Source organism: Catenuloplanes indicus (assembly GCF_030813715.1).
GTDB lineage: Bacteria > Actinomycetota > Actinomycetes > Mycobacteriales > Micromonosporaceae > Catenuloplanes > Catenuloplanes indicus.
In genome coordinates this window covers 7511634-7531043 of sequence record NZ_JAUSUZ010000001.1, presented here as the reverse complement: position 1 = coordinate 7531043, position 19410 = coordinate 7511634, and the positions used below count along the sequence as shown (strand labels likewise).

Annotated in this window: 22 protein-coding genes; 13 read left to right on the top strand and 9 right to left on the bottom strand. The window is 73.3% G+C overall.

All coding sequences use genetic code 11. The features are described from left to right. Positions 1 to 5: 5 nt before the first annotated feature. Complete coding sequence (locus J2S42_RS33580; RefSeq protein WP_307245724.1) at positions 6 to 1565, bottom strand: DUF1996 domain-containing protein; 1560 nt, start codon at positions 1563 to 1565, stop codon at positions 6 to 8. A gap of 182 nt (positions 1566 to 1747) precedes the next feature. On the opposite strand from J2S42_RS33580, the gene J2S42_RS33575 reads away from it, so the two are divergent. Genes J2S42_RS33575 through J2S42_RS33565 form a run of 3 tightly spaced genes read left to right on the top strand, consistent with a single transcriptional unit; the run spans position 1748 to position 4256 of the window. Next, positions 1748 to 2944 (top strand): sensor histidine kinase, encoded by a 1197-nt coding sequence (locus tag J2S42_RS33575; RefSeq protein ID WP_307245722.1) that lies wholly within the window; start codon positions 1748 to 1750, stop codon positions 2942 to 2944. After that, on the top strand, positions 2941 to 3600 hold the full coding sequence (locus tag J2S42_RS33570) for a LuxR C-terminal-related transcriptional regulator (protein ID WP_307245720.1): 660 nt from the start codon (positions 2941 to 2943) through the stop codon (positions 3598 to 3600). The genes J2S42_RS33575 and J2S42_RS33570 overlap by 4 nt, the downstream gene beginning before the upstream one ends. After that, positions 3597 to 4256 carry a carbohydrate-binding protein gene (locus J2S42_RS33565; RefSeq protein ID WP_307245718.1) on the top strand — a complete coding sequence of 220 codons (660 nt, stop codon included), beginning with the start codon at positions 3597 to 3599 and terminating at the stop codon, positions 4254 to 4256. Before J2S42_RS33570 ends, J2S42_RS33565 begins: the two co-directional genes overlap by 4 nt. 106 nt (positions 4257 to 4362) lie before the next feature. Here J2S42_RS33565 and J2S42_RS33560 read toward each other — a convergent pair whose 3' ends face one another. Further along, a complete protein-coding gene (locus tag J2S42_RS33560) occupies positions 4363 to 5040 on the bottom strand; it encodes an SMP-30/gluconolactonase/LRE family protein (RefSeq protein ID WP_307245716.1) in 678 nt (225 codons plus the stop codon). 21 nt (positions 5041 to 5061) lie between these two features. On the opposite strand from J2S42_RS33560, the gene J2S42_RS33555 reads away from it, so the two are divergent. Beyond that, complete coding sequence (locus J2S42_RS33555; RefSeq protein WP_307245714.1) at positions 5062 to 5490, top strand: hypothetical protein; 429 nt, start codon at positions 5062 to 5064, stop codon at positions 5488 to 5490. Between the two features lie 29 nt (positions 5491 to 5519). Here the strand turns inward: J2S42_RS33555 and J2S42_RS33550 are convergent, their stop codons facing one another. Next, positions 5520 to 6152 (bottom strand): TetR/AcrR family transcriptional regulator, encoded by a 633-nt coding sequence (locus tag J2S42_RS33550; protein WP_307245713.1) that lies wholly within the window; start codon positions 6150 to 6152, stop codon positions 5520 to 5522. Positions 6153 to 6285: 133 nt separating this feature from the next. On the opposite strand from J2S42_RS33550, the gene J2S42_RS33545 reads away from it, so the two are divergent. Continuing rightward, positions 6286 to 7056 (top strand): SDR family NAD(P)-dependent oxidoreductase, encoded by a 771-nt coding sequence (locus tag J2S42_RS33545; RefSeq protein ID WP_307245711.1) that lies wholly within the window; start codon positions 6286 to 6288, stop codon positions 7054 to 7056. A 50-nt stretch (positions 7057 to 7106) separates the two neighbouring features. On the opposite strand, the gene J2S42_RS33540 is transcribed toward J2S42_RS33545, so the two are convergent. The 3 genes from J2S42_RS33540 to J2S42_RS33530 form a co-directional block, all read right to left on the bottom strand. Further along, entirely contained in the window at positions 7107 to 7991 is an 885-nt protein-coding gene (locus J2S42_RS33540) for an alpha/beta fold hydrolase (RefSeq protein ID WP_307245709.1), read from the bottom strand. A gap of 67 nt (positions 7992 to 8058) precedes the next feature. Next, positions 8059 to 8976, bottom strand: a complete 918-nt coding sequence (locus J2S42_RS33535) for an alpha/beta hydrolase (protein ID WP_307245707.1) — start codon at positions 8974 to 8976, stop codon at positions 8059 to 8061. A gap of 177 nt (positions 8977 to 9153) precedes the next feature. Beyond that, positions 9154 to 9279, bottom strand: a complete 126-nt coding sequence (locus tag J2S42_RS33530) for a hypothetical protein (RefSeq protein ID WP_307249328.1) — start codon at positions 9277 to 9279, stop codon at positions 9154 to 9156. Here J2S42_RS33530 and J2S42_RS33525 point away from each other — a divergent pair. Beyond that, positions 9241 to 9471 carry a (4Fe-4S)-binding protein gene (locus J2S42_RS33525; RefSeq protein ID WP_307249178.1) on the top strand — a complete coding sequence of 77 codons (231 nt, stop codon included), beginning with the start codon at positions 9241 to 9243 and terminating at the stop codon, positions 9469 to 9471. The genes J2S42_RS33530 and J2S42_RS33525 overlap by 39 nt on opposite strands. A 16-nt stretch (positions 9472 to 9487) precedes the next feature. Here J2S42_RS33525 and J2S42_RS33520 read toward each other — a convergent pair whose 3' ends face one another. Continuing rightward, positions 9488 to 11059 (bottom strand): Na+/H+ antiporter, encoded by a 1572-nt coding sequence (locus tag J2S42_RS33520; RefSeq protein WP_307245705.1) that lies wholly within the window; start codon positions 11057 to 11059, stop codon positions 9488 to 9490. 207 nt (positions 11060 to 11266) lie between these two features. On the opposite strand from J2S42_RS33520, the gene J2S42_RS33515 reads away from it, so the two are divergent. Further along, positions 11267 to 12022, top strand: a complete 756-nt coding sequence (locus tag J2S42_RS33515; RefSeq protein ID WP_307245703.1) for a MerR family transcriptional regulator — start codon at positions 11267 to 11269, stop codon at positions 12020 to 12022. Here J2S42_RS33515 and J2S42_RS33510 read toward each other — a convergent pair whose 3' ends face one another. Both J2S42_RS33510 and J2S42_RS33505 read right to left on the bottom strand, forming a co-directional pair. Continuing rightward, positions 12023 to 12949, bottom strand: a complete 927-nt coding sequence (locus J2S42_RS33510; protein WP_307245702.1) for a zinc-binding dehydrogenase — start codon at positions 12947 to 12949, stop codon at positions 12023 to 12025. A gap of 93 nt (positions 12950 to 13042) precedes the next feature. Further along, positions 13043 to 13483 carry a hypothetical protein gene (locus J2S42_RS33505; RefSeq protein ID WP_307245700.1) on the bottom strand — a complete coding sequence of 147 codons (441 nt, stop codon included), beginning with the start codon at positions 13481 to 13483 and terminating at the stop codon, positions 13043 to 13045. Positions 13484 to 13528: 45 nt separating this feature from the next. Between J2S42_RS33505 and J2S42_RS33500 the strand changes: the two genes are divergently transcribed. From J2S42_RS33500 to J2S42_RS33475, 6 genes are all read left to right on the top strand, one after another. Beyond that, entirely contained in the window at positions 13529 to 13915 is a 387-nt protein-coding gene (locus J2S42_RS33500) for a nuclear transport factor 2 family protein (RefSeq protein ID WP_307245698.1), read from the top strand. A 64-nt stretch (positions 13916 to 13979) separates the two neighbouring features. Beyond that, positions 13980 to 14762, top strand: a complete 783-nt coding sequence (locus J2S42_RS33495; protein ID WP_307245696.1) for a helix-turn-helix domain-containing protein — start codon at positions 13980 to 13982, stop codon at positions 14760 to 14762. Between the two features lie 187 nt (positions 14763 to 14949). Then, complete coding sequence (locus tag J2S42_RS33490) at positions 14950 to 16734, top strand: multicopper oxidase family protein (protein WP_307245694.1); 1785 nt, start codon at positions 14950 to 14952, stop codon at positions 16732 to 16734. Positions 16735 to 16839: 105 nt separating this feature from the next. Next, positions 16840 to 17211: a hypothetical protein gene (locus J2S42_RS33485; protein ID WP_307245692.1), complete on the top strand. Its 372-nt coding sequence runs from the start codon at positions 16840 to 16842 to the stop codon at positions 17209 to 17211. Further along, entirely contained in the window at positions 17211 to 18731 is a 1521-nt protein-coding gene (locus tag J2S42_RS33480; protein WP_307245690.1) for a sensor histidine kinase, read from the top strand. The genes J2S42_RS33485 and J2S42_RS33480 overlap by 1 nt, the downstream gene beginning before the upstream one ends. 22 nt (positions 18732 to 18753) lie before the next feature. Continuing rightward, on the top strand, positions 18754 to 19407 hold the full coding sequence (locus J2S42_RS33475; protein WP_307245688.1) for a response regulator: 654 nt from the start codon (positions 18754 to 18756) through the stop codon (positions 19405 to 19407). Positions 19408 to 19410 lie beyond the last annotated feature (3 nt).

Below are 19410 nucleotides of genomic sequence, written 5' to 3'. Positions count from 1 at the left end.
AGGCTCTAGAAGTCGCCGTTGCTCTTGCAGGCGACCGCCTGGTGGACGCAGTTCTTGACGCGCTGGTTCATGGCCTGCGTGTCCCAGGCGAAGAACGCGTCCGCGTGCATCGAGGAGGCGAGGCCGGAGGAGAGCTTCATGTCCTTGCCGCCCGAGGTCGGGAAGTAGATCGACAGCGTGACGGCCGGGATGCGGACCGGGTGGCTCGGCGGGCAGGTGTCGTTGAAGCCGTTGGTCAGGTGGTCCTTGTGGTTCGGGCTGTCCAGGTGCTTGCCGTCCCAGCAGTCCGCGAACCGCATGGTGAAGTGCACGGTGCCGCCGTCGCCGCAGATCGGGAAGTTGCCGTCCGCGCTGCGGCCGACGCCGTCCAGCGGGCCGCCGGAGCAGTAGAACTGGTTCTGCGCGCCGACCGGCGTGTTCACCTGCTTCTTCGCGTCGCCGTGCAGCAGCCGCAGGCCGTTCGGCATCGGGACGACCTTGGTGGTGTCCGACATCAGCGAGCCGTAGTAGACGATGAACATGTTCGACTGCACGGCCTTGCCGTCGACGTAGAGCGTCGGCATCCAGTACGCGGAGAAGTCCTCGGCCGGCTCACACGTGGTGTCCTTGGCCCGGAACAGGCTCTCGGTGGTGGTGTTCGCGTCCGTGGACCGGTTGCCGAAGAACGAGTGCATGTGCGACGCGCCCGGCAGGTTCGGGAAGACGATCGGGTCGTTCGGCGCCATGTGGCTGAACGTGCAGGTCGCGTTGAACTCGGGGTTGCGGCCCCGGCCGGCCGGCGGCTTCTGCGCCACGGTCTTGTCGAACGCGTCCAGCTGGGCCTTCCAGGCCGCCTGGTCGACCGGGATCCAGCCGGTTGCCGGTGCGGGCTGTGCCGGTGCCGACGTGGAGGTGGACGGCGCCGGGACCGCCGTCGACGGTGCGGCGGAGGCCGACGGGGACGCCGACGCGGACGCGGACGGCGCGGCGCCGCCGGCGCCGGCGAACGCGAACCAGTTCAGGTTCACGAAGTCCTGCTTGTGGTCGGCCTTGAGCACCAGGAACACGTCCTGCTTGCCGCCCGGCGAGGTGCCGGTCGCGGTGCGGGTGTTCCAGCTCTGCCAGCCGCCGGTCGTGGTCACCGGCACGGTGGCCAGCAGCGGTCCGGTGGCCGAGCCGGTGCGGACCTCGACGCTGCCGGGGCGGTCCGCGTACGCGGCCGCGATCCGGACCGAGGTGGTGACCGTGCCCGCGGCGCCCAGGTCGACGCCGTTGAACCGGAGCCAGTCGCCGCCGGCGAGCCAGCCGACGTTCTGACCGCCGCCGGCGTCGTTGGTGCCCTCGGTCTGCGCGCCGGACTGCGCGGTGAACGCGGCGGCGCGGATCGCTCCGGGCGGCGCGGGCTCGTTGTTGGTGGCGGCGTCGGCCAGCGGCACGCCCGCGACCGCGGCGGCACCGGCCGCGACCAGCGTGATGCCGGCGGCGGTCGCGGCCATCGTGCGGTGGCCACGGACCCACCGGCCCAGGCGGCCGAACCGCGACGGGCGCTCGTCCGCCTCGCGGAACTTCGTAAACGTGTACGACACGGGTCACTCCCCAAGAAAGCAGGCATAGAGGCCTTGCGGCCGCCGGTACGGTAAGCGCCCGCCCGCCGTACCGGGTTAGGCCTTAAGACCCAGAAACGGGAAACTTCCCGCCCCGCCCCGATTTCGGTTACTGTGTGGGCCGCCCGCGAGGGCGATCCCTTCCCACCTGGCGAGGCCGCTCCGTGACCGAAACCGCTGACGGGCGCGTCGAGCCCGTCGTCGCGGCGGCGCTCGGACGCGCCGTTCTGCTGGGCCGGGCCCTGCTCACCGTGGCCACGGCCGCGGCCGGGCTCGCGGTCACGGACGACCACCCGTACCGGCTGGTGGTGTTGATCACGCTGCTGGTGGTCGGGTCCGCGGTGCAGGTCGCGGTGCTGACCCGGTGGCCGCGCGTGGTCGCGCACCCGGTGGCGATCCTGGCCGCGGAGGCGGTCCTACTGGTCGCGGTGCTGGCGCTCAGCAGCGGCGGTGTCCCCTACTTCGTGCACGCGGCCGGGTCCGCCGCGCTGGCCGGGGTGCTCCTCGGCGCGGCCGCCTGGCCGCTGTGGGCGGCCCAGGCCGCGCAGGGCTTCGCGGTCTGCGTGACCATCCTGCGCGAGACCCGGCCGGACGCCGCGGTCGCGGTCTATCTCATCGCCGCGCCGGTCGCGGGCGTGCTGGCCGGCCTGGCCGCCGCGATCGCGGCCCGCGCGCTGGCCCGGCAGATGCGGCTCAACCTGCAGCGGGTGGCGATCGCGCAACGGGACGCGGCCGCGCTGGAACGCGCCCGGCTGGCCCGCGAGCTGCACGACTCGGTGGCCAAGACGCTGCGTGGCATGTCGCTCGCCGCGGTCGCGCTGCCCGGCTCGGTGCGCCGGCAGCCCGCGCTGGCCGAGCAGCTGGCCGGTGCGATCTCCGAGGGTGCGGCCGCGGCCAGCCTCCAGGCCCGGGAACTGCTCGAAGGACTGCGGCTGGACTCGCCGGACGAGGCGCTGGACGTGACGCTGGACCGGCTCTGCGGCCGGTTCTCCGCGCGGACCGGCATCGACACCAGCGCGCAGGTGCACGTGGCCGACCTGCCGGTGCCGGTCCGCTACGAGCTGACCCGGATCGCGCACGAGGCGCTGACCAACATCGAGCGGCACGCGAACGCCCGCCGGGTCACGGTCACGTTGGCGCTCACCCGGCGCGGGCGCGCGGTCACGCTCACCGTGCGCGACGACGGCGACGGCTTCACCATGCCCGGCGACCTGCTCACGCTGCAGGATCTCGGCCATCACGGGATCGTCGGCATGGCCGAGCGGGCGCGCACGATCGGCGGCAGCATCGAGGTCGCCACCCGGCCGGGCCGGGGCACCAGCGTGCACGTCTCGGTCCCCCTGGCAGGATCCACCACATGATCACCGTGGTCATCGTCGACGACAATCCGACGGTACGGGCGACGCTGCGCCCGCTGCTGGAGTCGGACGGCACGGTCGCGGTGGTGGCCGAGGCCGGCAACGGGCGGGCCGGGCTGGCCGCCGCGATCCGCCACCGCCCGCGCGTCACGCTGCTGGACTACCGCATGCCGGTCGCGGACGGTCTCTCCGTCATCGCCGAGATCTCCCAGCACTCGAACGTGCTGGTGCTGACCGGGTCCGCGGAACCGGAGCTGATCGCGCCGATGCTGCGCGGCGGCGCGCGCGGCTATCTCGTCTACGGCCAGTTCGACCCGCCGGACCTGCTGCGCGCGGTGCACGCGGTCGCGGCCGGGCAGGGCTGGCTGACGCCGACCGCGGCGAACGTGGCCGCCAACGCGATGCGCGAGGCGTTCGCCCGGGAGCAGGAGGCGGCGGCGCGCGCGGAACGGCAGCGCGCGGCCCGGCACAGTTTCCAGCTGACGGTACGCGAGCGTGAGGTGATGACGCTGCTGGCCGGTGGGCTGTCGAACGCGGCGATCGGGCAGCGGATGGCGGTCAGCGAGAAGACCGTGAAGAACCACCTGAACAAGCTGTACGCGAAGCTGGGCGTGACGAACCGGACCGAGGCCGTGGCGCGCTGGCAGGGCTGGCGATGAGCGCGCCGGAGCGGAGCTGGTGGGCGATCGGGGCGCTGGCCGCGGCCGTGCTGGCCACGACGCTCGCCGTACCCTCGCTGGTCTCGGCTCCTGATCGTGATGTGGAGACGCCGGTGGCGGCGCCGTCCCCGGCCCCGGTGCCGGCCACCGCCCCCCCGTCGCCGGCACCGTCCGCCTCGCCGTCCGGCGAGCACGGCTTCGGGCAGTCACCGACGCCGTCGCCGTCCACCTCCTCGCCCGCACCGCCGCCGTCCTCGGCCCCACCGCCGCCCGCGTTCAAGACCATCAAGATCGCGGCGACGGACCCGGCGAACGAGCGCTTCCGGGTCGAGGCGATCGACTGCCCGACCTGCGCGTCCGGCAGCCGGATCCAGTATCTCGGGCAGGGCCAGGCGCTCACCGTGCACGTGCGCGGCGTGACCGTGGGCGGGCGGCGGAACCTGACGATCTACTACACCTGCGGCGGCGGCGCGCGGCCGCTGGACATCATCGTCAACAACGGCGACAAGGTCTCGCTGGACCTGGCCGGCAACGACAGCTGGCTCGACCCGGCCACCGTCACCATCCCGATCGACCTCCCGGTCGGCGACACCGAGATCCGCCTGTTCCACGCCACCGAGGCCTCGGTCGACCTCGACCAGTTCGTCATCAGCTGAGTCGGTGTCCAGCCGGGACCTCGGCGCGGGGGCGACCGCCCGCCCGGCGGGAACGGGCCGAGGTGCCCGGGGCGGACCGGGCACCTCGGAATTCTCGCCGTCGCCGTCAGACGGCCACCCGCACCACGGTGAACGGCAGTTCCGGGTTCTCCACCATCCACTGGAAGTTGACCACCAGCAGGTCCCGGCCGTCGAACGCGGCCGTCGAGGGCATGTGCATGCCCGCGCCGTTGATCCGGCGGACGACCCTCGCCCGGCTGTAGTCGCCGCTCAGCCGCAGGACGCTGATCTCGCCCTCGGGGTGGTCGAGGCTGGTGATGCTGTACAGCTGGCCGCCGCGCAGCAGCATGCCGTCCGGGCCGATGTCGTCGACGCCGCCGAGGTCGACGGTGGTGACGGCGCCGGTCCGGGTGCTGATCCGGTACAGCGCGTACGAGTTGGTGTCGGCCAGCAGGACGTAGCGGCCGTCCGCGGTGACGACCAGCCCGTTGCCGTTGATGCCGTCCTCGTACGCGACCTGCGTGCCCCGGAGGTCGACCGCCGTCCGCAGCGTCTGGTGCACGGTCCGCGCGGCCAGCTGCGCCGCGGTGATCCGGTAGAGCACCGGGTGGAACGAGTCGGAGACGTAGGCGTCCCCGTTCGGCGCGATCGCGACGTCGTTGACCAGTCCGGTGCGCACGCCCGAGTCGAAGACGTGCAGCAGCGCACCGGTGCCGGCCGCGTAGACGAAGACCTTGCCGGTGGCGCCGCCCGCGACGATCAGGCGGCCGTCCGCGATCTTCATCCCGACCGCGGTGGTGCGCCCGTGCTCCCCGCCGGGCAGGAAGACCTCCAGGCCGGGGCGGCCGACGTGCCCGGGGACGGCACCTCGCCCGTCCCCGCCCACACCCAGTTCTTCGACGAGGACGCGCTGAAGGACCTGCGAGGCATGGCCGAGGCGGGCACCGACCCGGTCAGCGCGGAGATCGCCGCCCTGCCGCCGGATGCGGACGAGGCGACCCGGCAGGACCTCGCCGACCGACTCGCACCGATCGTCTCCCGCAGTCTGCTCGACCACCCGTGGCTCCGTGATCCGGCCGGGCATCTGTCCGCCAGCGAGCACGTCACCCGGCAGACCTTTCTCGACGCCGTGTCGTCGATCTACAACACCGCGCAACTCGACGTGCTGCGCCGGGCCGCCGCCCTGGCCGCCGGCAGCGCGCCCCCACCACCGAGAGGCGGAACCGATGACTGAGTTGTCGCCGGCCCGGTGCCGTCCGCCGGTCAGCGTTCCCCGTGCGGCCGGGCGAGCACGGGTGGCCAGCTCTCCAGGACGGCATCGGTGATCAGCTGGAGTTCGTCACGCGGGGCGCCGGCGGCGGCCTGCACCGCGACGCCGTTGCCGATCGTCATGACGTACCGGGTCAGCAGCGCCGGGTCGGTCCCCGCGGGCAGGTCACCCTCGTCGACGGCCCGCTGGAAACGCTTCTGCAGCATGGCGCTGGTCTCGTCGCGCCACGCGGCCAGCAGGTCCCGGATGACCTGACCGTCCTCGCCGCCGATCAGGGAGGCCCGCAGGCTGAGGCACCCGGTCGGGTAACCCGGCATGGTGGCGCTGCGGACCGCACCGTGCAGGAAGACCGTTGCCACCTGGCGGGCGGTCGGCTCGGCCACCGCCTCGGCGCCGTACGACGCCGGGCCGTCGGCGTAGCGGACCAGCGCCTTGCGGAACAGGTCCTCCTTGTTGCCGAACGCCGCGTACATGCTCGTGCGGCTGATGCCCATGGCCCCGAGCAGGTCGGGCAGGCTCGCGCCCTCGTAGCCGTTCTGCCAGAACACCCGCATCGCCCGGTCGAGAGCCTCGTCGGCGTCGAAGGCCCGGGGCCGGCCGACGGGTGCGTTCTTCCGGATGTTCACGTGATCGAGCTTACCAATTGCGTACCGATCGATCCACAAGTGCTACGGTAATTCTGCACCGATCAGTCGGTCCGGAATTATTGCCTGCTCAAAGCGGTTACGACAGCATCATCGAGAGTGGAGGAAGTCAGTCATGAGCGAGTTGACCGGCAAGACGGCCCTGGTCACCGGCGGCACCAGCGGCATCGGGCGGGCGACAGCCGTCATCCTGGCCGCGCGGGGCGCACGCGTGGTGATCTCCGGGCGCAACCCGGAGCGCGGGGCCGAGGTGGTCGAGAAGATCACGGCGGACGGCGGCGCGGCCCGTTTCGTCGCCGCGGACCTGACCAGCGAGGACGACGTGCGCCGGCTCGCCCAGGAGGCCGGCGAGGTGGACATCCTGGTGAACAGCGCCGGGGCCGGCGCCTTCGGTCCCAGCGCCAGCTTCACCACCGAGCAGTACAACACGCTGTTCGACACCAACGTCCGCGCGATCTTCCTGCTGACGGCCGCCCTGGCACCGAAGATGGCCGAGCGTGGCGGCGGCAGCGTGATCAACATCAGCAGCGGGTCCGCCGTCCTCGGCGACGACAACAACGCGATCTACGTCGCGACCAAGGGGGCGGTGAACGCCATCACCCGGGCCTTCGCCGCCGAGTACGGCCCGGCCAACGTGCGGGTCAACGCGGTCTCGCCCGGCCCGACCTACACCAGCGCTCCGGCGATGTGGCTGGACCGGTACATCGACCTCATCCCGCTGCGCCGTGTCGGCCAGCCGGAGGACGTCGCCGAGGTGATCGCGTTCCTCGCCGGCCCCGGCGGCTCGTACGTCAACGCGACCGTCATCCCGGTCGACGGCGGCGTGACCGCGGTCGAGCCGCCCAAGCCCCCGGTGCAGACGACCGGCTGGATCCAGAACGGATGACCCCGACGGCCGGCTCGGGCAGGCACCCCGCCCGAGCCGGCCAGCCGGGCTCAACGCGCGGTGACGAGCGCGTCCAGCATGCGGCCGAAGGCGCCAGCCAGCAACGACAGGTGGCCCTCCCCCGGCTCGAGGTGGGCGGTCACCCCCGGCACGTGGGCGGCGAGCCACTCGCCATGGGCGTACGGCACCATCAGGTCCTCGCGGCCCTGCCACAGGTGGACCGGCACCGCGATCTCGGCCAGGTCGAAGCCCCAGTCCCCGGTGAGCGCGAGGTCGTCGTCGAGCCAGCCGTCGACCCCCGGGCGCAGCGCCTCCGCCAGGCCGGCCGCCAGGTCCACGCCGAACCCCCCGGTCAGCACGGCAGGGTCCACGGGCGGCAGCAGGGCCGACAACCCGGCGATCAGCCCGGCCGCGTCGGTGTCGCGCAGCCCTTCGGCCTCCTTCTCCAGGTAGGAGCGCAGTTCCCGCTCGCCGCGCGCGGCCGCGCTGAACTCCGTGACGTTGTCCGCACCCATGCCGGCGAGGAAGTCCAGGCCGTCGGCCCGGTACGGTGCGGCCCCGGCGACCACCAGCGCCCCCGTGACCCGCTCCGGCAGCCGCGCCGCCGTCGCGAGAGCGTGCGGGCCGCCACCGGACCAGCCCGCGACCAGGCAGCGCGGGGCGCCGAGGCGGTCGAGCACGTCCCGTACGTCCGCGGCCACGTCCACCACGGCCCGGCCCGGCGCGCGGGTGGAGCCGCCGTAGCCGGCCCGGGAGAACGTCACCAGCCGCAGGCCGCGCTCGTGCACGGCCCGCTCCAGGAAACCGAACGGCCGGGCCGCTCCCGGCGTGCCATGGTGGAAGACCAGTGGCACGCCGCCGGCCGGGCCGGTCACCACCACGTCCAGCCGCCGGCCGTCGCGAGTGGACATCATCTCGCCTGCCTCGGTACTCATCTACCGCCCCAGAACGGGCCGTACCAGGGAATCCTCGATGTCATGGATGTCTCGCCTCGTGGTGGGGTCAGAGGTGTGCGGTGTAGAAGGCGGCCAGCCGGTCGACGGCCGGGTCGACGTACGCCGGGACGTCGTACATCTCGTAGTGGCGGGCGCCTTTGATCACCATGCGGTCGACCGGGTTCGGCGCCATCTCCCAGAGCCGTTTCCCGGCGGAGTCGAAGCCGGTGCCGTCCAGGTGCTCGGCCAGGACGAGCTGCAGCGGCTGGGTCATGAGCTGGTCGACCAGGTGGAAGGCGTCGAAGCCGATGAGCAGCGGGTCGCTCCGGGTGAGCCGGCGGTTCGTCGAGTTCCGGTGGTGGCCACGGTCGGTGCGGTAGAACCGGATCGCCTGCAGCAGGTCGGTATCGGTCACCCCGGCGGCCTCGGCCTCCGCCATGGTGTCGGGCAGCCACTGCTCCCGGGTCAGCCGGCCGGCACGGGTCTCCTCGATCCGGGCCTGGGCCAGTGCGTCCAGCGCGGCCACCGGCCCGGCTGCCTGGAAACCGCGGAACGAGGCGCCGATCTCGCCGGGGTCGACCGCGCCGACCGCCCTGATCCGGTGATCGGTGCGTGCGGTGTGGATCGCGTAGCCGCCACCGGCGCAGATGCCGAGGACGCCGATCCGCTGCGGGTCGATGCCGGGGATCGTGCCGAGCGCGTCGATCGCGTACGAGATGTCCTCACCGCGCCGGTACGGATCCTCCAGGTCGCGCGGCTCCCCACCGCTCTCGCCCTGGTGGGCGGGGTCGAAGACCAGCGCCGCGATGCCCCGGGCGGCGAGGCGCGACGCGTAGTTGGCGCCGATCTGCTCCTTCACACTGCTCCCCGGCGTCGACAGCACCACGGCGCGCAGCGGCTCCGCCGGCGCGTCGGAGCCGTCCGGCAGGTACAGGTGTCCGGCGAGGTCGATCGGGCCGCGCGGAATCGAGACGTGCTGAACCATGAACGGGTCACCTTTCCGGTGCGAGCGGCTAGAAACTCCTGACTTATCAGGACACATCACCGGACCGAACATTCCGGGCCGGTACTCGGCCCACGCCGCGCTGTCGCTCGGTGTCCATCGCTCCAGTGAGAACCAGGTACCCGCGACAAGGTCAACCGGTGACGCCGGCGTGCCCGGTCAGCGTGTGGTCGCGGCGACGCGGCTCGCGCGCCATCGGGCGAGGATCGCACGGCGCTCGTGCGGGCCGTCGTCGAGCAGCGCCCGGTGGCGTGCGAAGACCCGGATCGGTTGCAGCAGATCCATCGCGTCCGCGTACGGGAGATCGATCGTGTCGCACCCGGACGCGCGCCGGAGGTGTTCGACGTGACGGCCCGGCCCTGGATCACCCCGGACAACGCCGACGCCGCCGCGGTGGCCGCCGTCGTGGACCGCTGCCCCAGCGGCGCGTTGCGGTACACCCGCCACGACGGCCCGGCGGACGCACCGCACGGCTGAACCGGGTCCCGGCGGCTCAGTCGTCGCCCCGGTTCAGCTGGGACTCCTCCAGGTCCAGGTCGCGCTGGGCGCGGCTGAGCACCTCCTCCGGGATCCGCCCGTCGTTCCGGGCGGTCCGGAAGACCTCCCGTTCCGCCAGGATCATCTCGTGCCGGAGCCGTCGGTACGCCGCGGACGGCGTCTCCCGGTCCTGGCGGCCCAGCCGCTCCCACGCACCGTGGTCGCGGTGCTCCGCCATCGCGCGGAGCCGTTCCACCACCGAGGCCGGCGCGTCGCCGGCGTGCCGGTCCAGCGCCTCCAGCGCGGCGCGGGTGGCCCGGGTCTGCACGGCCGCCTCGGCCAGCGCGTCCGCGGTGCCGGTGTCCTCGCGTACCCCCAGCCGGTGGGCCAGCACCGGCAGCGTGGTGCCCTGGATCAGCAGGGTCAGCACGATGATCGCGAAGGCCGTGAAGACGAACAGGTCCCGCGGGTAACCACCGGGCACGTCGTCGGACGCCGGCAGCGTCAGCACCGCGGCCAGCGTGACCACCCCCCGCATCCCGGCCCAGGCCACCACGGTCGGCTCGCCCACCGGTGGCCGCTCCTCCCGGCTGCGCACCCGCGGGATCAGCCGCGCCAGGTAGGTCGCCGGGTACATCCAGACGAACCGGAGCACCACGATCGCACCGAACACCAGCGCGGTCACGCTCACCGTGGTGGCCAGGCCGGTCTCCAGGTCGCCGACCAGGTCGCGCAGTTGCAGGCCGACCAGCAGGAAGACCACCCCCTCGAGCAGGAAGACGATCAGCCGCCAGACCGCGTCCATCTGCAGCCGGGAGGTCGGCGACAGCAGGTCCGGGATGCGGTGGCCCAGGTAGAGGCCGGCCACCACGACCGCGACCACGCTGGAGGTGTGCAGCGTCTCCGCGACCACCACCACGACGAACGGGGTGAGCAGCGACAACGCGTCGTCCAGCAGCGGGTCCTCGATCCGCCGGTGCAGCCAGGCGGCCAGGATCGCGGCCACGAAGCCGAGCGCCAGGCCGCCGCCGGCGATCACCACCACGTCCCGGCTGATCTCCCAGAAGCCGATCGCCGCCCCGGTCAGCGCGCCACCGGCGATCCGGACCAGGACCAGCGCCGTCGCGTCGTTGAGCAGGCTCTCGCCCTCGAGCAGCGTGATGATCCGGCGGGGCAGGCCGATCCGGCGGGCGATCGCGATCGCGGACACCGCGTCCGGCGGCGCCACCACGGCACCGAGCGCGACGCACGCGGCCAGCGGCACCTCCGGCAGCAGCAGATGCAGCAGGAACCCGGTGAGCAGCGCGGTGAAGACGACCAGCCCGACCGCGAGCAGCATGATCGGGCGCAGCGCGCGGCGGAAGGCCGGGACCGACGTCTGCAGCGCGGCCACGTACAGCAGCGGCGGCAGGATGCCGACCAGCACCAGCTCCGGCTCGACGTGCACCACCGGCACGCCCGGCACGAAGGACAGTCCGAGACCGGCCACCAGCAGCACCAGCGGTGCGATGAACCCGAGCCGACGGGCCAGCGCGGCCCCGATCACAGCGATCGCGATCAGTACGACCGTGTCCACGATGCCTTCCATGGCCGACAGCTTAGGCAGTGGAACGCGGCCGGCACCGGGTCCGCTTCCTCACACCCGCCGACGGCTTGACCCTGTCCCAGGAACACGGTGTTGCCTCCCTTCGAGCTGCCGCGGGGTGCTCGCCCACCGGCTTCGGCCGTCGCTACGCTTGGCTTCTTTCCGGCGCCGGCCGCGACCTGCCCGGTGCGATCCAGGAAGGGACCGGACGTGGCCTGGAGCACCCGGGAACTCGCCGAGCTGGCCGGTACGACGGTCAACACCGTCCGGCATTATCACCGGCTCGGCCTGCTCGACCTCCCGGAGCGCCGGTCGAACGGGTACAAGCAGTACGGCGTACCGCATCTGGTCTGCCTGTTGCGCATCCGGCGCCTGGTGGAGCTGGGGGTGCCGCTGTCCGAGATCGGCGCGGCCCGGTTGAACGGTGACGTCCCGCCGGAGGTGCTGCGCCAGGTGGACGCGCAGCTCGCGGCCGAGATCGCGCGCCTGCAGAAGGCGCGGGACGACATCGCCGTCGTCCTGCGCGGCGGCGTGCCGGCCGACACCCCGGCGGGTTTCGAGTCGGTCGCGCCGCGCCTGTCCGAGGCCGACACCTCGCTCATCCACGTCTACACCCGGCTGTACGACAGCGACGCCATGAAGGACCTGCGACGGATGGCGGAGGAGGACGCCGGCCCGGTCACCGCGGAACTGGACAACCTGCCCGCGGACGCGGGCGAGGCCACCCGCCGGCGGCTCGCCGAGCAGGTGGCCCCGATGATCGCCCGTAACCTCGCCGACTACCCGTGGCTGACCGACCAGGCCGGGCGCACGACCAGGAACGCGCACACCACCCGGCAGACGTTCGTCGACGCGGTGACCGCGCTCTACAACGCCGCCCAGATCGACGTGATCACCCGCGCCAGCGTGCTCGCCCACGAGCAGCTGCGCCAGGCCCGTGCGGCCGGGGACGACGCGGCGCGCTGATCAGCCGGTGACGACGACGGCCTTGCCGTGCAGGGTGCCGTGGCGCATCGCGGCGATCGCGTCGTCCGCCTGTTCCCAGGAGCCTCGCCAGGCGATGGACGGCCGCAGCACGCCGTGCGCCAGTTGCCCGCTCAGCCAGGTGAAGTCGGGCGGCAGCGGAGCGCCGTCGAACTGGTGGAAGCTGACGACGGTGCGGTCGTGGCGCCGCGGATCGGCCATCAGGGCGCCGCGCGGGAACACCTCGTCCTCGGTGGCGAGATGGCCGAGCGCGATCAGCACGCCGCGGTTCTCCAGCCGGTCGAAGGCGCGCACCAGCAGCGAGCCGCCGACGGTGTCGATCACGGTGTGCACGGTGTCGCCGTAGTCGGCCGGGTCGGCGACCACGGCACCGGCGCCGAGGTCGCGGAGCTCGTCGCCGTACCGTTCCGGAGATCTGGTCACCGCGACCGGCAGGGCGCCGCCCAGGCGGGCGAGCTGGATCGCGTAGCGGCCGACGCCGCCGGTCGCTCCGGTGACCATGATCCGGCGGCCGAGCGTCGAGCCGCTCCGGCGCAGGGCGCGCAGCGCGCTGCTGGCCGCTACCGGAACGGTGCTGATGGACGCGAGATCCGCGCCGTCCGGCGCGGTGCCGAGCAGGCCGGTGCCGACCGCGCGGAACTCGGCCCAGCCCCCGTCACCGCCGAACGTGGTGACCGGCGTGCCGACCGCGGGACCGGAGCCGTCGGCCGCCGCCCGGACCACGTGACCGGCCGCCTCCCACCCGGGAACGGTGCCGTCGGCCGAGCCGTCCACGGTGGCGAGGTCACCGTTGTTCAGCGCGAACGCACCCACCCGGACCATCACTTCATCGGCGGCCGGCACCGGTTCCGGCGCCTCGGCCAGGCGTACTCCGGACGGACGGCTGTGATCGACGACGAGTGCACGCATGGTTTGCCTCTCGAGTTCTTCCTCTTCCGGCGTCGTGCGGCGGCAACGCGACCGAGCCAGGCGGGTATTCCGCTCGGTGACGCCGCGTCCGGATCAGCAGAGCGCGGCCGGCTCGGTCTCGCACGCGATCAGTACGGCACCGAGTCCGGCGACGAGCAGGCCGATCAGGACGACCACCGCGGCGAGCCGCCCGGCATGGCCGGCCATGGCCCGGGTCGAACGGTGGCGAGCGGCGACGGCGAGCTGGTTCACGCCGGGGATCAGGGAGACCAGCGCCGCGGCGACGACGATCCCGAGCCAGTCGGTCATGCCGCCGCGGTGCCCACGACGCTTGTCACGGGACCAGGCAACGCCGTGTTCCCGGAACAATGTCAAGCCGCGAGGTACCGGACCCGAGCGCTCACCGGCGTACCGGGTCTCGTCCGCCTCGGCCACGGCGCAGGCGCCGGCCGGCGGGACGAGCACGACCGGCGCACCGGCCGGGTGGCGGCGGCTCAGCGGCCGGCCCGGCACATCAGCCTCCGGGTGGTACATCCTGGCCCCGGCGGGGGCGCGGTTGCGGGGATAGCGTCGGTCGGCATGAGCAACACTGTGGTGCAGCGCCTGATCGGCGCGTTGAACGGACACGACCTCGACGCGGTGGAGGCCTGCTTCGGCGAGGATTTCGTGGGTGAATGGCCGGCGCACCCGGCTCGGGAGGTGCACGGCCCGGCCCGGGTCCGCCAGAACTGGGAGATGATCTTCAAGACGTCGCCGGACATCACGATCGCGATGACGAACGCGGTCGAGGTCGGTGACGAGACGTGGGGCGAGTGGCACTACACCAAGGCCGCGGGCCAGGACCTGCGCGGCGTGATCATCATCACGGTACGTGACGGGAAGATTCGCCGGTCGCGCTTCTACATGGAGCCGGTCGACGCGGCCGGCGCCGCGGTTCCGGGCGGTCCGCGCCTCGCCCGCGACTGACGTACGCAGTGGCCGGGAGCTTCGTCACCGATGGGTTCCCGGCCATGCCTGTCAGAATGGGCGGGTGCGGCAGGACGACGACTTCAAAACCGTGCTGCGGTCCCTCCGGCAGCGGATCACTCCCGGTGAGGCAGGCGTACCCGCGTCGCTGCCCGCCGTGCGGCGCGTGCCCGGCCTGCGCCGGGACGAGCTGGCCGGTCTGGCGGGCGTCTCCGAGGAGCACCTGAAGCGGCTGGAGCAGGGTCGGCGCCGCCCGTCACCGAGCGTGGTCGACGCGCTGGCCCGGGCGCTGCGGCTGGGCACCGAGGAGCACGCCCGGCTGCGCACGCTGGCCGGGTTCGCCGCGACGCCGGAGCCGGACGGCCGGGTCCCGCGCGAGGTGACCGAGACGGCTCGCCGCATGCTGGACCGGCTGACCGAGGTCGCGGTCTGCGTCTGCGACGCGACCTGGACCGTGCTGGCCGCGAACGAGCTGTGGTACACGGACGTGTGCACGGTCCCGCCGGCCGGGCGCGGGCGGAACGTGGTGTGGCGCGCGTTCACCGAGATCGGGCCGTCGGTGTTCCAGGCGCCGGAGCGGCTGGACGGGTTCCGGGCCACCGTGGTGGCCGAACTGCGCGACGCCGCGCATCGCTACCCGGCCGACGCCGAGCTGACCTCGATGATCACCGACCTGCGCGCGCTGAGCCCGGACTTCGCGCTGCTCTGGGACGCGCCGCCGGTCCCCGGTGGCCACGCGGACCGGTTGCGCGTGCCGAACCCGGCGCGCGGCGACCTCTACCTGGACCTGGACGTGCTGACGCTCAACCCGGGCGACCTGCGGGTGGCGGTCTACACCGCGGCCTGAGCGCGCCCGGCACCTGGGGCGCTCTCGGCCTCCCCTTGGCGGCGACGGTGTCGCGTAGCCGCGGTGGGTCGTGCCGGTTTCCGGCGGCGGAGCCGGTCGGCCTAAGCATCGTGGGGTTAGGCAGCCGTTGCCGAGGCGGGCGGGACCGGCCGGGCGGGACCGTGGTGCGGTGTACGGAATCCTCATCATGACCGATCTGGTCCTCGCCACGCTGGTCCTCGTCGCCGCGCCGGTCGCCGGCGTCCGGCGGGCCAGCCGCTGGCTCTACGTCCTCGCCGCGCTGGTCGCCGCCCGCGTGGCCGTCGCCGGGCTGCTGGCCACCGGCGGTCTGCTGCTCGCCGACTCCCGCCTGGTCTCGCAGATCCCGCTGGCGGTGCTGCCGCTGGCCTGGGCGATGTGGCGGCCGGGCCGGATCGCCACGCACGTCGCCGCGGCCGGTGCGCTGCTGTCCGTCTGGTGGCTGCTGGTGCCGTTCGCGCCCGGCGACGCCGCGTTCGTGGTCACCGGCTCGGTGCTGGCGCTGGCCGCGGTCGCGGGACTGTCCGCGATGATCGACCGCTGGCGCGGGACCGGCTCGCGCCTGGCCACGATGCCGTGGCTGGGCGTGTTCGCGTTGATGATCCCGGCGGTCACGCTGGTGGTCACGGAGCGGACCAACAGCGCGGCCGCCGGCGCCCACCAGCACGGCGGCGGGCAGGTGAGCGTGGACCAGCTGACCGGGCCGCGGGACCGGGAGCCGGACGTCCGGTTCACGATGACCGCGGCGCGCGGCCCGGTCACGCTGGCCTCCGGCCGTACCGTGGAGGGGTTGACGTTCAACGGCACCGCGCCGGGACCGGAGCTGCGGGTGGCCAAGGGTCAGCTGGTCGAGGTGACGCTGATCAACACGGACGTGGCCGAGGGCGTCACGCTGCACTGGCACGGCGTCGACGTGCCGAACGCGGAGGACGGCGTGCCGGGCGTGACCCAGGACGCGGTCATGCCGGGCGGGCGGCACGTCTACCGGTTCGTCGCGACGCGCGAGGGCAGCTACTGGTACCACACGCACCGGGACGGCTCGGAGAACGTCCAGAAGGGACTGTTCGGCGCGCTGATCGTGGCGGACGCGCCGGCCGCGGACCGGTTCGAGCGGACCGTCTTCACGCACGTGTGGCCCGGCGACGGCGAGTCCGCCGCGCTGGACCGCGACGACCGGCCCGCGCACCAGGCGGTGCCGGCCGGCCGGGAGGTGCTGCTGCGCCTGATGAACAGCTCGCGCGAGCCGCAGGCGGTGCGGGTCTCCGGCGTGCCGTTCACGGTGGTGGCGCACGACGGCAACCCGATCGAGGGTGCCACGCCGCTGGAGCCCGGCACGGCGCTGCCGCTGGCCGCTGGCGGCCGGTACGACGTCGCGTTCACCATGCCGGACGGCGCGGTGACGGCCGGCACCGGTGCGGCCTCGCTGACGCTGGACCCGGCCGGGACCGCGGCGCCGGTGGCCGCGGGCGGCGGGCAGACGTTCGACCGGCTGTCCTACGGCTCCGGTGCGGCACCGGCCGCGACCACCCACCAGCGCACGTTCGACCTGCGGCTGGACGACGGCTTCGGGTTCAGCCAGGGCACGTTCGGCTGGGTGAGCAGCTCGATCAACGGGCGCCTGTACCCGGCGGTGCCGACGCTGGAGGTGGCCCGCGGCGACCGGGTGAAGGTCCGGATCGCCAGCCGGAGCATCGTCGACCACCCGTTCCACCTGCACGGGCACCGGGTCCGGGTGCTCAGCCGCAACGGCGCACCGGTCACCGGCAGTCCATGGTGGACGGACACGCTCAACGTCGGCTCCGGCGAGCTGTACGAGGTCGAGTTCGCCGCGACGAACCCGGGCATCTGGATGGACCACTGCCACAACTTCGAGCACGGCGCGAACGGCATGATCATGCACGTCGCGTACGCCGGGGTGAGCACGCCGTACTCGTCAGACCACTCCCCGGAGTAGCACTTTCGTACCATCGCGGATGCGTGCGGATCGGTCTTTGCACCGACGATTCGGGGGCCGGATCCCGGGAGGCTGGAGACATCCCAGCGATACCGAGGAGTGGTCATGCGAAAGGTCGCGATCGTCGTCAGCATCGTGCTCGTCGTGCTCTGCGGCGGCGTCGGATGGTTCGCCTACCAGGCGTACGACCTGGGGAAGCAGCTCGTCGACGCGAGCATCACGCAGCAGCAGTTCGACGCGCAGCAGGTGGGCACGCCGGAGACGGAGGTCCGGGCCGCGCTGCCGGCGCCGTTGGAGAACCTCACCGATCAGGATCTGTACGGCGACGACCCGGCCCGGCAGGGCATGCCGGCCGGCGCGTCGTGCATCTACTACGGCGTCAAGCCGCTGACGGACGCCGGGCGGCAGCCGATGTGGCGGCTCTGCTTCGTCGGCGGCGCGCTCGCGGAGAAGAGCCGCATTACTCTTCCGGAGTAATGAACATGTCGTCGTGGTGGCGCGCGGTCCGGTCCGCCGGGCCGGCACGCCTCGCCTACGAGGCCGGGCTCGCGCTCGTGCTCGCCGCCAGCGTCGTCGGGCTGTCCGGCTTCACCGGGACCGGGCGCTCGGCCGCGGTGGTCGTGCCGGCCGGGATCGCGGTCGTCGTGCTGGTCCCGCTGCGCCGGACGTACCCGGCGACGGTCCTGGTCCTGGCCGCCGTGCTCGGTGCGGTGACCGGCCAGAACGGCCTGTTCCTGCTGTTCGGGCTGAGCGTGTCGGCCGGGCTGCGGGTGCGCAGCACCGCGCGGGTCACCGGCGCGTTCCTGGCGGTGCTGGCCGTCTCGCTGATCGGCGGCCTCCGGGAGGCGCCGGCCGGACTGGCTCAGGTGCTGTTCACCACCGGCTCGTTCGTGGTCTTCCAGGCCCTCCCCGGCATCGTCGCCCGGATGACCGCGCAGCGCCGGGAACTGCTCCGGCTGATGCAGGAGCGCACCGCATACCTGGAGGAACAACAGCGGACCATCGCCGAGCGGGTACGGGTACGCGAGGCGACCCGGATCGCCCGGGAGATGCACGACTCGCTCGGGCACCGGCTCACCCTGATCTCGCTGTACAGCGGCGCGCTGCGGTCCGCCCCGGACCGTACCGAGGAGGTCGTGTCGCTGCTGCACACCACGTCCACCCAGGCGATGGACGAGCTGCGGCAGATCCTCGCGGTGCTGCGCGACGGGCGGGACGGCGACGAGACCGCACCGGCCGCGGCCCGGCTCGCGGACGCGGGTGCGCTGGTCGAGGGCGCGGTGTCCGCCGGTGCCCGGATCACGCTGCACCGCGAGGGCGAGCCGGTGCCGCTGCACCCGCTGATCGACCACGCGGCGTACCGGACGCTGCAGGAGGGCGTCACGAACGCGCTCCGGCACGCGCGCGGCGGCGAGATCCGGCTGGCGCTGCGGTACGAACCGGACGCGCTGGTCGCCGAAGTGGTCAACGACCCGGGGCAGCCGACCGGCGCGCGCGGCAGCGGGCAGGGGCTGCGCGGGCTCGCCGAACGCGTCCGGCTGACCGGCGGCGTGCTCTACTCCGGGCCGGAACCGGACGGCGGCTTCCGGGTGGCGGCCACGCTGCCGCTCACCCCGCAGGCGCCGGCGCCGGGCCCGGCCGACGACGTGCGGGTCGAGCTGCGCCGGGTGGACCGGTCCCGGCGCCGCGCCTGGGCGCTGATCGCGGGCGCGGTCACCATGGTCGTGGCGCTCTGCATGGGCGCGTTCTGGGTCTCGGTCGAGCAGTACATGCTCGACCGGGAGACGTACGACGCGATCCCGGTCGGCACACCGGAGGCGGAGGCCCGCGCGCGGCTGCCCCGCCCGGACGCTGCGGTCGAGGACCCGGACCCGCCCGCCGGCCTCTCCTGCCTGACCTACCAGGCGAAGATCGGCTTCCGTGCGGACACGTACAACGGCCGGTACCGTTTCTGTTTCCGCGACGGTGCGCTGGTCTCGAAGGAGATGCTGGAGTGAGTGTCCCGCCGGTGGTGATGGAGTGAGTCCCCTGCGGGTGGTGATCGCGGATGACGACGAGCTGACGCGCGGCGGCATCCGGCTGGTGGTGAACGCGCTGCCGGACGTGGAGGTGGTCGCCGAGGCCACGAACGGCCGGGAGGCCCGCGACGCGGTCACCCGGCTGAAGCCGGACGTGGTGCTGATGGACATCCGCATGCCGGTCGTCGACGGGCTGGCCGCGCTGCGTGCGATCACCGGACCGACCAGGGTGATCATGCTGACCACGTTCGGCGAGGAACAGTACATCGACGAGGCGCTCGCGCACGGTGCCGCCGGTTTCGTGCTGAAGAGCTCGGCCGCCGAGGAACTGGGCCCGGCGCTGCGCGCGGCCGCGGCCGGTGAGGTGTTCCTGTCCCCGCCGGTCACCCGGCACGCGGTCACCCGGCTGCGCGGCCTCGGCCCCGGCGTCTCCGGCGACGCGGTCGCCCGGCTGGCCCGCGCCGAACTCAGCGAGCGCGAGATCGAGGTGCTGAAACTGCTGGCCCGTGGCCTGTCCAACACCGCGATCAGCGGCACGCTGGTCATCTCGGAGAGCACGGTCAAGACCCACGTCAGCCGAATCCTGATGAAGACCGACTGCGCGAACCGGGTCCAGGCCGCACTGCTGGCCACCCAGGCCGGCCTGCTCGCGTAGGGT

Bases quoted from the DNA above. Each gene is read 5' to 3' on its own strand.
- J2S42_RS33570 (WP_307245720.1), top strand. From the start codon at position 2,941: ATGATCACCGTGGTCATCGTCGACGACAATCCGACGGTACGGGCGACG.
- J2S42_RS33565 (WP_307245718.1), top strand. From the start codon at position 3,597: ATGAGCGCGCCGGAGCGGAGCTGGTGGGCGATCGGGGCGCTGGCCGCG.
- J2S42_RS33560 (WP_307245716.1), bottom strand. From the start codon at position 5,040: ATGAAGATCGCGGACGGCCGCCTGATCGTCGCGGGCGGCGCCACCGGC.
- J2S42_RS33545 (WP_307245711.1), top strand. From the start codon at position 6,286: ATGAGCGAGTTGACCGGCAAGACGGCCCTGGTCACCGGCGGCACCAGC.
- J2S42_RS33540 (WP_307245709.1), bottom strand. From the start codon at position 7,991: ATGAGTACCGAGGCAGGCGAGATGATGTCCACTCGCGACGGCCGGCGG.
- J2S42_RS33535 (WP_307245707.1), bottom strand. From the start codon at position 8,976: ATGGTTCAGCACGTCTCGATTCCGCGCGGCCCGATCGACCTCGCCGGA.
- J2S42_RS33530 (WP_307249328.1), bottom strand. From the start codon at position 9,279: ATGGATCTGCTGCAACCGATCCGGGTCTTCGCACGCCACCGGGCGCTG.
- J2S42_RS33520 (WP_307245705.1), bottom strand. From the start codon at position 11,059: ATGGAAGGCATCGTGGACACGGTCGTACTGATCGCGATCGCTGTGATC.
- J2S42_RS33510 (WP_307245702.1), bottom strand. From the start codon at position 12,949: ATGCGTGCACTCGTCGTCGATCACAGCCGTCCGTCCGGAGTACGCCTG.
- J2S42_RS33505 (WP_307245700.1), bottom strand. From the start codon at position 13,483: ATGTACCACCCGGAGGCTGATGTGCCGGGCCGGCCGCTGAGCCGCCGC.
- J2S42_RS33500 (WP_307245698.1), top strand. From the start codon at position 13,529: ATGAGCAACACTGTGGTGCAGCGCCTGATCGGCGCGTTGAACGGACAC.
- J2S42_RS33490 (WP_307245694.1), top strand. From the start codon at position 14,950: ATGACCGATCTGGTCCTCGCCACGCTGGTCCTCGTCGCCGCGCCGGTC.
- J2S42_RS33485 (WP_307245692.1), top strand. From the start codon at position 16,840: ATGCGAAAGGTCGCGATCGTCGTCAGCATCGTGCTCGTCGTGCTCTGC.
- J2S42_RS33480 (WP_307245690.1), top strand. From the start codon at position 17,211: ATGAACATGTCGTCGTGGTGGCGCGCGGTCCGGTCCGCCGGGCCGGCA.